Origin of the sequence: Limosilactobacillus sp. WILCCON 0051 (assembly GCF_039955095.1) — a bacterium.
In the GTDB taxonomy this organism is placed as follows: domain Bacteria; phylum Bacillota; class Bacilli; order Lactobacillales; family Lactobacillaceae; genus Limosilactobacillus; species Limosilactobacillus allomucosae.
In genome coordinates this window covers 513,902-527,048 of the sequence record NZ_CP154878.1, presented here as the reverse complement: position 1 = coordinate 527,048, position 13,147 = coordinate 513,902, and the positions used below count along the sequence as shown (strand labels likewise).

At 46.5% G+C, this 13,147-nt stretch carries 15 protein-coding genes; all 15 read right to left on the bottom strand.

What is annotated here, in order from left to right; all coding sequences use genetic code 11:
• Position 1 precedes the first annotated feature (1 nt).
• Positions 2–253: a membrane protein insertion efficiency factor YidD gene (gene yidD, locus ABC765_RS02420; RefSeq protein ID WP_074504706.1), complete on the bottom strand. Its 252-nt coding sequence runs from the start codon at positions 251–253 to the stop codon at positions 2–4.
• 8 nt (positions 254–261) lie between these two features.
• A complete protein-coding gene (locus ABC765_RS02415) occupies positions 262–1,260 on the bottom strand; it encodes a rod shape-determining protein (protein WP_347952827.1) in 999 nt (332 codons plus the stop codon).
• A 108-nt stretch (positions 1,261–1,368) separates the two neighbouring features.
• Positions 1,369–2,592 carry a UDP-N-acetylglucosamine 1-carboxyvinyltransferase gene (locus ABC765_RS02410; RefSeq protein WP_347980635.1) on the bottom strand — a complete coding sequence of 408 codons (1,224 nt, stop codon included), beginning with the start codon at positions 2,590–2,592 and terminating at the stop codon, positions 1,369–1,371.
• 22 nt (positions 2,593–2,614) lie between these two features.
• Positions 2,615–2,845, bottom strand: coding sequence for a DUF1146 family protein (locus tag ABC765_RS02405; protein WP_270635293.1), 231 nt, complete (start codon positions 2,843–2,845; stop codon positions 2,615–2,617).
• A 133-nt stretch (positions 2,846–2,978) separates the two neighbouring features.
• Entirely contained in the window at positions 2,979–3,401 is a 423-nt protein-coding gene (locus ABC765_RS02400) for a F0F1 ATP synthase subunit epsilon (RefSeq protein WP_347952825.1), read from the bottom strand.
• An 11-nt stretch (positions 3,402–3,412) separates the two neighbouring features.
• Positions 3,413–4,837 carry a F0F1 ATP synthase subunit beta gene (atpD, locus tag ABC765_RS02395; protein ID WP_006500286.1) on the bottom strand — a complete coding sequence of 475 codons (1,425 nt, stop codon included), beginning with the start codon at positions 4,835–4,837 and terminating at the stop codon, positions 3,413–3,415.
• Positions 4,838–4,864: 27 nt separating this feature from the next.
• Positions 4,865–5,788 carry a F0F1 ATP synthase subunit gamma gene (locus ABC765_RS02390; RefSeq protein ID WP_143113080.1) on the bottom strand — a complete coding sequence of 308 codons (924 nt, stop codon included), beginning with the start codon at positions 5,786–5,788 and terminating at the stop codon, positions 4,865–4,867.
• 31 nt (positions 5,789–5,819) lie between these two features.
• A complete protein-coding gene (atpA, locus tag ABC765_RS02385) occupies positions 5,820–7,352 on the bottom strand; it encodes a F0F1 ATP synthase subunit alpha (RefSeq protein WP_347980634.1) in 1,533 nt (510 codons plus the stop codon).
• A gap of 26 nt (positions 7,353–7,378) precedes the next feature.
• A complete protein-coding gene (gene atpH, locus ABC765_RS02380) occupies positions 7,379–7,921 on the bottom strand; it encodes an ATP synthase F1 subunit delta (protein WP_270361906.1) in 543 nt (180 codons plus the stop codon).
• Positions 7,911–8,426, bottom strand: a complete 516-nt coding sequence (atpF, locus tag ABC765_RS02375; protein ID WP_033934402.1) for a F0F1 ATP synthase subunit B — start codon at positions 8,424–8,426, stop codon at positions 7,911–7,913. Before atpF ends, atpH begins: the two co-directional genes overlap by 11 nt.
• 44 nt (positions 8,427–8,470) lie before the next feature.
• Positions 8,471–8,683, bottom strand: coding sequence for a F0F1 ATP synthase subunit C (gene atpE / locus ABC765_RS02370; RefSeq protein ID WP_006500291.1), 213 nt, complete (start codon positions 8,681–8,683; stop codon positions 8,471–8,473).
• Between the two features lie 24 nt (positions 8,684–8,707).
• Positions 8,708–9,421 carry a F0F1 ATP synthase subunit A gene (gene atpB / locus ABC765_RS02365; protein ID WP_033934401.1) on the bottom strand — a complete coding sequence of 238 codons (714 nt, stop codon included), beginning with the start codon at positions 9,419–9,421 and terminating at the stop codon, positions 8,708–8,710.
• A gap of 312 nt (positions 9,422–9,733) precedes the next feature.
• On the bottom strand, positions 9,734–11,011 hold the full coding sequence (locus ABC765_RS02360) for a solute carrier family 23 protein (RefSeq protein WP_347952824.1): 1,278 nt from the start codon (positions 11,009–11,011) through the stop codon (positions 9,734–9,736).
• A gap of 158 nt (positions 11,012–11,169) precedes the next feature.
• Entirely contained in the window at positions 11,170–11,943 is a 774-nt protein-coding gene (locus ABC765_RS02355) for a YibE/F family protein (RefSeq protein ID WP_347952823.1), read from the bottom strand.
• The gene (locus tag ABC765_RS02350) at positions 11,940–13,055 is read right to left on the bottom strand and encodes a YibE/F family protein (protein WP_347980633.1); all 1,116 of its coding nucleotides are present in this window, start codon (positions 13,053–13,055) and stop codon (positions 11,940–11,942) included. The genes ABC765_RS02355 and ABC765_RS02350 overlap by 4 nt, the downstream gene beginning before the upstream one ends.
• Positions 13,056–13,147: the final 92 nt, after the last annotated feature.

The window sequence follows — 13,147 nt, the reverse complement described above, 5'->3', positions numbered from 1 at the left end:
TTCACCCTTGTCTATGATGTGTTCGTCGGATTGTAAAGTGATCCGGCACTGGGTCGAAACCACCGTGGGCCCAAGGATGGCAGCGTAAAATCCTGGCACTGCCCATTAAAACTCCTTTAAGTCCAAACCGCTGAACGGCCTCCAGCATATACTGCGAGCAGGTTGGCTCATAGCGACACACACGATAGGGACGACGTGAAGAAATGCCGCGCTGATAACCTTTAATCAGCATGATCACTATTTTCCTAAACATTGCTTAATCTATTTGTGATTTTTACCGCTATCAGACTGCATACGTTCCAGCAGCTCACCAGCACCCTTGGCCACGTTGTCCAGTGGGTCTTGTGAAACAACTACGGGTACCTTTAAGCGATCACTAAACAGCTTATCGATACCGTGAAGCATTGCCGTCCCACCCGTCAGCATGATGCCGCGATCGATAATATCGCTGGCAAGCTCTGGTGGTACGGTTTCCAATACGGCAACTGATGCGCGAACGATCTGCTCTAAGGTGTCATGCAATGCATCCGCAATTTCATTTTCATTGGTTTCAATCTGTTTTGGCATCCCGCTGGCAACATCACGACCACGTACTTCCATTGTCTGTGGCTCGTCTACCTTTTGTGCCGTTCCCAGTTCGATCTTGATGCGTTCAGCAGTATGCTCACCAATAATCAAGCCATGATGTTCTTTGATATATTCAGCAATATCACTGTTTAACTGGTCACCAGCCAAGCGAACCGACTCGCTGGCTACGATATCGCCCAAAGAAAGCACGGCAATATCGCTGGTACCGCCACCCATATCGATTACCATATTGCCACGAGGCTTGAAGATATCAAGTCCCGCACCGATTGCAGCTACCTTTGGCTCATATTCCAGGTAAACCTTGCCGCCGCCTGACTGTTCAGCAGCTTGAATGATGGCCTTGCGCTCAATTTCCGTAATATTGGTTGGCGCACAGATCATAATATCAGGTTTTGACATAAAGCCCTTGACGCTAAGCTTGCTGATAAAGTAAGAAAGCATTTCCTGGGTCATATCAAAGTCGGAAATTACCCCGTTTTTCAGTGGACGAATCGCGCGAATGTTGCTTGGCGTCCGTCCCACCATGCGATAGGCTTCCGAACCGACTGCCAGAACCTTATTAGTGCGTGTATCAATTGCCACTACGGATGGTTCGTTTAATACGATACCCTTTCCTTGTACGTAAATCAGAACATTGGCTGTTCCAAGGTCAATTCCGATATCCTTAGCCATGTTTTTCTCCTTCCGATTTTTACTCAATTCGAACGATATTATACCACAACCAGTCTTTAACCGCTGAATTGATAATAATCTACCTTACTTAAATTTTGTTGATAGTTTTTAAGCCGATTCAAAGTTCTTTGACTGCAGACTGGCCCCCAGACTTTGCAGCTTGGCAGGCAAGGCTTCAAACTCATCACCAAGATAAGCACCATTTTCAACAATCGTCAGTCCTTTAGCTGCCAAACCCGCCAGTGTCAGCGTCAGTGCACTGCCGGCATCAAATGCCACAACCTTGATACCGCTAAGCTCAGCCGGTCCATTTAAAATCAATTCACCATCTGCTGCCTGGACACTGGCCTGCATTTTCTTCAATTGATCGAGCAGTCTTTGATCCATGACCGCATTGCTGCTTTTGCCATTAGCCAACAGCTGTAGAATTGCAAGCTCAGGGTACATTGTGCTGGGAAAAAGGCTTTGTGGATCAGCTGGCAGCAAGACTGCCGTTCCTAAAACGCGAACGCCATTTTGCTGGACGACTACGGTGCATCCCATCCGCTCAAGCTGATTAATCACGCCTTGAACGCTTTGCAGATGAACGTTTTCTATGATCACATCGCCATTAGTTATCGCAGCAGCCAGCATCAGTGCCGTTGCCTCCAGATAGTCGCCGGCAATCTCGTAGTCACAGCCATGCAGAAACGTCACGCCTTGTACCCTTACGATTTTTGTTCCCGCGCCATGCACTCGAGCCCCCATCTTATTTAAAAGATTGGCCAGGGCAATGACTTCAAAATCACAGGCTGCATTTTCAATTACCGTAATCCCATCAGCAAGTACCGCTGCCATGATCAAACTTTGCGTATTTAGGCAGTCGCTATCCGTCAGCTTTAAATGACTTCCCTTTAAACGACCTGCTTTGATCGCTAAAGTTTCATCATTTAACGAGACATCAGCTCCCAGGCGTCTTAGATCGGCAATAATCTCATCTGGCACCTGATCTTCGTTTAATCTGACGCTGCCAGTGCGGGCCAACAGCGGTCCAGCCATTAATGAAGCAACTTGTACGGAAGTAATTGCCGTTAGGTCGTCAGCCGTTAGTTTTGCTTGAGATTGAATGATGAGCTGATGAGTCGGCTTATTGACAGTGACAGCCAAGCCCAGCGTTTGTAAGCATTCATTCATCGTGTCAACATTCATCGTATCAGCAACGTTAGCCAGCTTAAGCTCACCAGTTGATGCCAAAAGCGCTGCAACCTGTGCTGTCAGTGCCAGGGCAGTTGACCCCGCAACAGCAACGCTCCCACGTAGACGCTGCCCTCCTTGAATCAGGATTTTTTTCATTTGGTTTTCCTCCAACATTGATTTATTGTGCCAGATAAATCAGATTACGAATTGCTTTTAGAACCGTCAATAAAAAGCTGGCATTCAAGTAGCCGAGCGCGGTTGCCAAAAGTACCGTCAGCAATGGCAGCGTTTTAGGCGGACGACGAAACCAACGTTCCATATGCAGTCCCTGTAGTGCATAAAAGGCAATCCAAATAAAGCCCAATTGTATCACGATCGTAATCAAAGCCTGCAGACCTGTCAGTTCCATTAAACTCCCCCCAATAAGCAATCATTAATCATATTAACATATTCTATGCTAAGCCTTCTAACTGGTGATCAATGTTTATAAGAAATTAAAAAACGCCATGCCTGTAATCGGCATGACGTTTTGACTAACCAAATCAACGCATCTGAGAAACGTTGAGTCGGTTGATTGCTCGGCGCAGGTGAACTTCAGCACGCGCAAGCTCATTTTTACTGTGCTTTTGCTTAGCTTCTTCAACCCACTTTTCAGAGCGTTCTTTGGCTTTTTCAGCCCGAGCTACGTCAATCGTCGTTGGCAGTTCGGCACTGTCAGCAACCACTGTCGCAGTATTATCGTTGAATTCCATGAAACCACCGTTAACGGCGATCACATCGTCTTTAGCGGAGTTGTGCTTGACGCGCAAGGCACTGATCTGCAGCGCTGCAACCAGGGGCACGTGGTTCGCCATGATCCCCATTTGACCGCCACGCGTATCCATAACCAGCATCGTAGCGTCTTTGTTCTCATAGACGGTGCCATCAGGAGTGATAATGGTGACCTTAAAAGTACTATCAGCCATGATCATCCCTCCTAGTTTTCAGCTTTTTCGGCATCAGCTTTCATCTGCTTAGCTTTTTCAACAACATCCTCGATTGGACCGACCAGACGGAAAGCATCTTCCGGCAGGTCATCGTATTTACCATCAAGGATTTCTTTGAAGCCTTTGATCGTGTCTTTCAATGGAACATAACGACCTGGCATCCCCGTAAATTGTGAAGCAACGTTGAAGCTTTGTGACAGGAAGAATTGAATCCGCCGTGCCCGAGCAACAATCGTCTTTTCTTCATCAGAAAGTTCATCCATCCCCAAGATGGCGATGATGTCTTGTAATTCACGGTAACGCTGCAGGACATGCTGTACCCGCGTAGCTACTTCATAGTGTTCCTTACCAACGACTTCAGGCGTCAATGCAGTTGACGTTGAAGCCAGTGGATCAACGGCTGGGTAGATACCCATTTGCGTCAGCCGACGTTCCAGGTTGGTCGTGGCATCCAAGTGGGCAAAAGTCGTTGCTGGAGCAGGGTCGGTGTAGTCATCGGCAGGAACATAAACGGCTTGAATCGACGTAATGGAACCCTTCTTAGTCGAAGTAATCCGTTCCTGCAGCTGACCCATTTCAGTAGCCAGCGTTGGCTGATAACCAACGGCAGATGGAATCCGTCCCAACAAGGCTGAAACTTCTGAACCGGCTTGAGTAAACCGGAAGATGTTGTCGATAAACAGCAGCACGTCTTGGCCCTTTACGTCACGGAAGTATTCCGCAATCGTCAAACCAGTCAGGGCAACCCGCATCCGGGCACCAGGTGGTTCGTTCATTTGACCATAGACCATGGCTGTCTTGCTCAGAACCCCAGAAGCCTTCATTTCGAAGTACATATCGTTACCTTCACGGGTCCGTTCACCAACACCGGTAAATACGGAAATCCCGTTGTGGCCTTGAGCAATGTTGTGGATCAGTTCTTGAATCAAGACGGTCTTGCCGACACCGGCACCACCGAAAAGACCAATCTTACCACCACGAACGTATGGAGCAAGCAGATCAATAACCTTGATCCCCGTTTCCAAAATTTCCGTAGTGTTGTTCAAATCTTCGTACTTAGGTGCTTCACGGTGAATTGGCATCCGCTTGGCATCTGGGCCGAATTCTGGACCATTGTCGATTGGTTCACCAAGGACATTGAAAACTCGACCCAGAGTGTCGTCACCAACTGGAACGCTGATTGAAGCGCCCGTGTTTTCGACCTTCATGCCACGTTGCAGACCATCGGTACCGTCCATGGCAACCGTCCGTACCACACCGTCACCCAGTTCAAGGGAAACTTCAGTAGTCAGCGTCGTGCCATCGCCTTTATCGATCTTCAGCGCGTCATTGATTTCTGGCAGCTTGTCGTCCAAGGGGAATTCAACATCGACAACTGGACCGATAACCTGTACAACTTTACCAGTAGCACTCATGCTGTTTCCTCCTACTTACTAGAATGATTATTCTTGGGCCGTCATACCACCGGTAATTTCAGTAATTTCCGTGGTAATGGCAGCTTGCCGTGCCCGGTTGTATTGAAGCTCCAAATCCGAAATGATCTCATCAGCATTGTCGGAAGCAGAGCTCATTGCATTGGCACTTGAGGAGTGTTCAGACGTCTTGGCATCCAAAATCGCTCCATAAACCAAACTTTCCGCGTATTGAGAAACGATTACCGAAACGATATCGTTGGCGGAAGGTTCGAATTCGAATTCAGGCGAAATCCGCGTCTTGTCAGTTGATTCTTCACTTACGGCCGGCTGATCGTCGGTCATTGAATCTTCTGACACTGGCATCATCTTTTGAACTCGAACGTGTGACGTAATCCGATTGACGTAGTGATTATATGACAGGAAAAGTTCGTCAAATACTCCGTCATTGTACATTTGTACCGTGGTCTTAACGATCCCGCGGACTTCTTTGTACGTTGGCACGTCACTAACACCAGTGTACTCATAAACAACGTTCATACCGCGTTTCTTAAAGAACTCGGTCCCGGTTCGTCCAATCGTCAGGAAAACCGTGTTGTCTTTATTCAAATGGTGTTTTTTCATCGTTTCCAGGGTTTCTTTGATAACGTTGCTGTTGTAGCTTCCTACCAATCCCCGGTCAGATGTGATAACTAAGATGCCAGTCTGCTGTACTGGTCGTTTGTCAAACAGCGACGTGAACTGATCTTTACTATCAGCATCCGTCGTACTGTGAGATTTGACCATGCTGGACAGGACTTCACGAACCGTAGCAGCATAGGCCTCATAAGCCTTAGTATGGTGCTGAATCTGGTTAAGCTTAGCCGTAGAAACCATTTGCATGGCAGAGGTAATCTGACGCGTGCTCTTGGTTGACTGAATCTTGCGTTTAACAGTAGCAAGTGAAGCTGGCACTAAATCTCACCGTCCTTTCGACTAGTCATGCTTAGTTTTTGGCAGCTTTGTCGCTGTCGCTGGTTTGAAATGACGTTTCCTTAAAGTCCTTGATTGCCTGGTCGATAACATCGCCTTCTGGCAGCTTGCCAGTTTCAGCAATCTGGTCATAAACGTCTTGATGGTTTGCACGCATGTAGGCAGCCAGTTCTTGTTCAAAGCGACGAACGTCTTGAACAGGAATGTTGTCAACATAGCCATGTGACAGAGCAAAAAGCGTTACAACCTGTTGAGCGACTGGTTGTGGCTCGTGCAGGCCCTGCTTTAAGATTTCCATCGTCCGTTCACCACGACCCAAACGACGCTGCGTGTTTTCATCCAAGTCGGAACCGAATTGCGCAAAGGCAGCCAGTTCGTTGTAGGCAGAAATATCCAGACGCAGCGTACCAGCAACCTTCTTCATGGCTTTGATCTGAGCGTCACCACCGACACGAGAAACCGAAGTCCCGGCGTTGATGGCTGGACGTTGACCAGCATAGAAGGAGTCAGAATCCAGGAAGATCTGACCGTCAGTAATTGAGATAACGTTGGTTGGAATATAAGCTGAAACGTCACCGGCTTGGGTCTGAATAACTGGCAGAGCAGTCATTGAACCGCCGCCCATGTCGTCTGAAAGCCGTGCAGCACGTTCAAGCAGACGTGAGTGCGTGTAGAAAATGTCACCTGGGTAGGCTTCACGACCAGGTGGCCGCCGCAGAATCAGTGACAGTTCACGGTAGGCATCAGCTTGTTTCGTCAAGTCATCGTAAACGATCAAGACATCTTGGCCATTGTACATAAACTCTTCACCCATTGCAGCTCCGGCATATGGTGCCAGGTAAAGCATTGGTGCAGGGTTGGAGGCACTGGCTGAAACAACGATCGTGTAGTCCAAGGCGCCGTATTGACGCAGCGTTTCAACCTGAGCCCGTACCGTTGATTCCTTTTGACCAATTGCAACATAGATACAAATCATGTCTTGGTCTTTTTGGTTGATGATCGTGTCGATGGCAAGTGAAGTCTTACCAGTCTTACGGTCACCAATGATCAATTCACGTTGGCCACGACCAATTGGTACCAAGGCATCAATAACCTTGATCCCAGTCTGCAGTGGCACGCTAACGCTCTTCCGCTGCATAACGCCAGGGGCCTTCTTTTCCACGGGACGCGTCTTGCTGGTCTTGATTTCGCCAAGACCGTCAATTGGACGTCCCAGTGGGTCAACGACCCGACCTAACAGTTCTTTGCCGACGGGAACTTCCATAATCCGGCCCGTCCGCTTAACAGTATCGCCTTCACGGATTCCCGTGTAGTCCCCCAAAATAACGATACCAACATCGTTACTTTCGAGGTTTTGGGCCATCCCGTAGACACCGTTGCTAAATTCGAGCAACTCACCAGCCATGGCATTTTCCAAGCCATCGGCACGAGCAACCCCGTCACCAACATAGGTAACCGTCCCAGTTTCTTCAACGGAAATTTGGTCCTGATAGTTGGCGAGCTGCTTCTTGATGAGTGAACTGATTTCCTCAGTTTTAATGCTCATAAAGGTCTCACCTCTTTGACAATTGATTATTTAACAAGTAAACGACGAATTTGTTCAATCTTTGAACTGAGACTACCATCCAGAGTTTCGTTGTTTGCTCGGATGATGACTCCGCCTAAAATTGACGGATCAACCGTTTCGTGCAATACGATTTCGTTGGCTGACAGACGCTTAGCCAGACCAGCCTTCAGTTGATCGCGTTGCTTCGTATCGAGTTGCACCGCTGTGATTACTTCGGCGTGGATGCGTTTGTTAAATGCATCGTAACGCCGTTCAAACTCATCAATAATTGCGACCAAATCATCCATGCGGCCGTAATCAAAAACCATTTGAATCAGATTGGAAACGAATGGCGAAGCATCCTTTTTCAATGCATCAATCAAAGATTTTTTCTCAGCGAGTGACAGATCGACACCGCTCAACAGCGCTGCCAAACTGCCATTTTCTTCGAAGACTTGACGCAAAGCAGATAATTCTTGATAAGTCTGATCGAGTTGACCGTTTTCTTCAGCCAGCTCAAAAATTGCTTTCGCATAGCGGTTAGCAACCGTCTTCTTATCAAGACTCATGTTTTACCAACCCTTCGATGTACGAATCGATCAGTGCTTTTTGATCGTCCGCGTTTAATTCCTTGTGGATGAGCTTGGAAGCAATCTCAATAGATAAGTTGGCAACATCGTTTTGCGCCCCTTTCAGAGCATCACGACGTGCCTGCTCAGCATCCTTTTGGGCTTGCTCTTTTACGACCTGCGCATCTTTTTGCGCATCCGTAACGATCTGGTCCCGTTGAGCTTCACCAGTCTTTTTGGCCGTGCTGATAATCTTGGCGGCTTCTTGGTGAGAGTTCTGCAATTCAGTTTGACGCTGTGCAGCCAGCTTTTCTGCTTCGGCACGCGACTTTTCTGCATTGTCGATGTCATCGGAAATCTTGGTTGCCCGCTTGTTCATCATATCCGTAACTGGTTTCCAAGCATAATGCTTAACCAACAGCATCAGGATAATAAATGAAACAATGTAAAACAGCATGTCTCCGACGTATAAGCTATTGGATTGAGCCAGAACACCTTGCAACATCTATTGACACCTCCTTGTAAATTGATAGCTTTAGTTATTTTGAACTACTTGTTCATTACAAGGAAGCCAATAACGATGGCCAGGATAGGCATGGCTTCGATCAAACCAACACCAATGAACATCGTACCACGCAGTGCACCAGACATTTCTGGTTGACGAGCCATCCCATCGATCGTGTGGCTAATAACAAAACCGTTACCAATACCGGCACCCAGTGCCGCACCAAAAGCAGCGATACCTGCAGCAATTGCACCCATTTTTATATCCTCCTTAAGATATGTTTATTCCTCAGCAGAAACCTTCTGAGAAATATAAACCGTAGTTAATGTTACAAAGACATAAGCCTGAATAGCCCCAATGAAGACTGAGAAGCCTTGCCAAACAATTTCAAGTGGCAGACTGACCAGGATCGTTGGAACACCGTGTGAAAAGGCCATCTGTCCAAGCAACTTCAGCAGCAGTTCCCCGGCAAAAATGTTACCAAAGAGCCGCAGACCAAGCGTCAAGAAGTTGGCAAATTCCTCAACCAAGTTAATTGGCAGCATAACAGCATATGGCTTGAGGTAAGAGCCAAAGTAGTGCTTCAAACCGTTTTTGCTGATCCCGGCAAAGTGTGCCAGCATGATCATGCTCAACGAGAAAGTCAGCGTTACGACTGGATCGGCAGTGGGACTTCTCACAATCTCGTTTCCGTTCCATCCGATTTGGAAAATCAGACCCAGCTGGTTTGAGAAGAAGATAAAGGCAAACAGTACGAAGGCCAAGAAGCTGTAGTTGCCAACTTCTGATGCAGGCATTTGTTCCCGCACGATACCGTTTGTAAATTCAATCAACCACTCAATTACGTTTTGACCGCCTTTAGGCTTCATTTGCAGATGCCGTGAAAGACCAAATAAAACAAAGAAGACCAAGACAAAAATAATGGTGCCTGAAATTACGTTAGTCGCATTGAACGTAAGGCCGAATAGCTTAAAAGTATAAGCTTCACCGCCCATTTATATTCCACCTCTTTTCTTTATAACAATAATTTGGTTTGTAAATTGGATTCCATCTCGTTGAAACAACCACGAACTGTCCCAAGTTACGATCATTAATATAGCATTATTTCATTAAAATTTCAAAAAAATATCAGAGCCAAAGAAAGCGTCATCATCAGTTCAATCCGTTACGCAGCAAGCAGTTCGAGTTAATATAATATATAAACCAACCTAATAAATTGTTTATAATTTATATCTATTCATTGACATAAATAAAAAAATGATGACATTTGAGATAAAACGTCATCATTTGTTTCTTTTTTAATTGGTCTAGTTGTTTTTCTTACGTTCGCTGGCAGCCTCATCAGGCAGGATCAGATTTAAAACAATCCCCAAGACCGCTGCCACCGCCAATCCCGAAAACTGATATTGGCCTAACTTTAAGTAGGCATTGCCGATCCCGATCACCAGAATTACCGAGCTGATCATCAAATTACGCTTCTTGTTAAAGTCGATTTGGTCTTCAATCATGACCCGCAGACCGCTAGAGGCAATCACACCAAATAATAGGAAGGAAATCCCACCAATAACGGGACCTGGGATTGATTCAATCAATGCGCTCAGCTTGCCGACAAAACTGAAGAAAACGGCAAACAAGGCAGCCCCTGCCAGAACGTAGACGCTATGAACGCGGGTAATTGCCAGGACGCCAATGTTTTCTCCATAAGATGTCACTGGCGGCCCACCAACGAAGCCGGCAATAATTGAAGCCGTCCCATCACCAGCCAAAGTGTGGTTCAACCCGGGATCCTTAAAGTAGTTGCGTTCGGTCAGCTCGTTAAGGACCATGATATGCCCCATGTGTTCAGTCATGGTAACAAACGCAATTGGCGCCATACTTAAAATCGCGCCCCAATAAAAATGCGGCTGATAGGTCACGAACGGAACCTGAAAATCAGGCAGACTGAACCAATGTGCCGCAGCTACTGGCGTCAGGTCAACAATGCCAAACAGACAGGCAATCACATAGCCGCAAACGATCCCCAGCAGAATCGGAATCAAACCCAAAAAACCTTTGCAAAACATGTTAAAGGCAATCGTAACCAGCAATGTCAGCATGGCAACGGCAAAATAGCGCAGGTCATAATGCGTACCGTTCATCGTAGCATCTTTAGCCGCCGTGCTGGCCAAAGAAAGTCCGATCACCATCACGATTGGGCCGACCACGATTGGCGGCAGCACGCGATCAATCCAGTCCGAGCCAATCATCGTAACGATCAGCGATACCAATAAGTACACACAGCCAACCGCGATCGTACCTTGAGCAATTCCTGGGTAGCCCGTTGATTTCATCAATGCCATCATTGGGACGATAAAACTAAAGCTCGATCCCATATAAGCCGGAATCTTGTGACGTGTGATCAGCAGATACATCAAGGTTCCAACCCCTGAACTGAACAAAGCGATTCCTGGATTCAATCCAACCAGAATCGGCACCAGCACGGTTGAACCAAACATTGAGAACATATGCTGCAATGACAGTCCAACCCACTGACCAAATTCTGGCCTTTCATCAACGTCTAAAACGACGCCATCACGATGTGCCATTCAAAAACACTCCTATGCAGATAAAAATAATAGCCCTTGAGCCTCGGCCCAAAGACTACCTTAAAACAACCTACAAGATGGATGATTATTTTAACGCGTCCTTGGAAACCTCTCTGGATTTCATTAAAGGACCGATATTCAAGTTACTAGACTATAGCTTACTTGTTTTCAGAAAAGCTGTCAACTATCGTCTTCTTGCGTATCCCCATTATCCAAGCCGTAATCGGAACCGTTAGCAAAACTCCAATGAAAGAAGTCAATACCATTATCATCTCGGCAACAAAAATCTTATTGTTCATAATCGTTCCAAATGAGTAATGTAATCCAGCAAACCAGATGAAAAGCGTTAAAAAACCGCCAAAAAAGCCAAAGAACAAAGTATTAAAAGTCGTTCCGATAATCTGTCCACCAATTGCCATGCCGCTTTTCATAATCTGCGCAGTCGAGATATCAGGATGCGCGTTCAATACCTCAGTCAGTCCCGCAGCTACAGCCATCGCTGCTTCAGCAATCGCTCCCAGCGTACTTAGAATCGTCGTTGTAACGGCAACTTTTAGATAGCTGATGCCAATCAGAATCGACATTCCTTCCAGATCCTCACTGTCTTCGGGACCAAAGCCCTGTACCATTGCCCAGTGCTCAACACCAATAATCAGCAGCAGGAGAATTCCCATTACGATCAGCGACGCGTAAAAAGCCGTCACCGTTGTTTTTAGATCATCCTCCCCCATAAAAATCGTTACTGCCAAGATAATGGTTCCAGTCGTCAGCGTTACGAACAATGGCGGAACGTGGAAGGCAATCAGTACGATCGCAAAATATAAAAAGCCAAAGTTTAGCAGCAGGCTTAAAAATGATGTCCATCCCTGCTTGCCGCCAACTAAAATCATCAGAATCATCAAGACCAGTCCCAATGCCGTAATCGTACTCATGCTTTTGCCTTCTTTCCTAATAAAAGCGCTGCTAATGCACTGGCAATCGGAATCGCCAAAACGATGCCGATTCCACTGATCAAGCTTTGAACGGTACCCAGACACATATTCATCGAAAACGTGTAGCCCCAGGAATTGCCATTTTTCAGATACAGCAAAGATGAGGTAAAGGTATCGGCCATAAAAATCAGAAACAAGACGTTAACCAGCGGTCCCATAATGGATTGACCGACGCTGCGACCAGCTAAAAACAGCTGACGCTTAGTTGTAGCTGGATCAAGCTGTTTGAGCTCAAAAATCGTTGCCACGATATCACTTGACTCATCCATTACAGCACCAAGCGATCCCAGCAGCGTCTCGGCCAAAAAGAGCGGTCGCGGAACCTGAGTGACATACTGCATCGACTCATAATAAATTCCGCGTTCCTGTGTCAGATTAAAAACCAGCAGACTGATCAGCATTGCGGCAATCGTACCAAAAACCGTTGCCCCCAAGGTAGCCAGCATCCGCCTGGTAAAACCTAAAATCATGACCAGACTGACAATCGTAAAAATCAGTGCCAGCACGCCAAAAATCAGCAGCACGTGCGCGGCCTGCATTTTTAGGTCCAGCTCAATAGCCAGCACAAACAAAATCGTATTGACGATTACACTAAGCAGAGCTAAACTGCCTTGTCTTCTCATCATCAACAACAGCAGCAAAATTACCAGCCAGACTAAAAAAACAATGACGGTATCGCGCTTATAGCCGGCAATGGTAGCATGCAGCTTACCATTTTTTTCATGAACGCGCGTCAAAAAAACCTCGTTGCCGACTCGATACCTCTGATCCATTGCACCGGAATAAGAATAGGTATTGGTAACCGTGAGCACTTGACCGCGATATTTGCCATTCAGCATTTTAATTCTTAGGTGCTGTTTGGTCTGCCAGTCAACGTTTTTAAACTCATCAGTCTGTTTAACGGCTTTTTCGTTATGCACCTGTTCAACTTTTGCCAATGGTCGCTGATAAAAAGCCTCATTATGAAAGGTAAACAGCAGCGCACCCAGCCCGATAACCAGCAAGATCAAAAACTGCCTTGCAAAACCGGCCGAACCTTTTAATTTCTGCATTCTCTCAGATCCTTTATTGGATTTAATTTTAACAATCAGCTACCATTTTACTATTTTTGACAAGTTTGGCTTCGTTTACCGTCAGTTGTTAA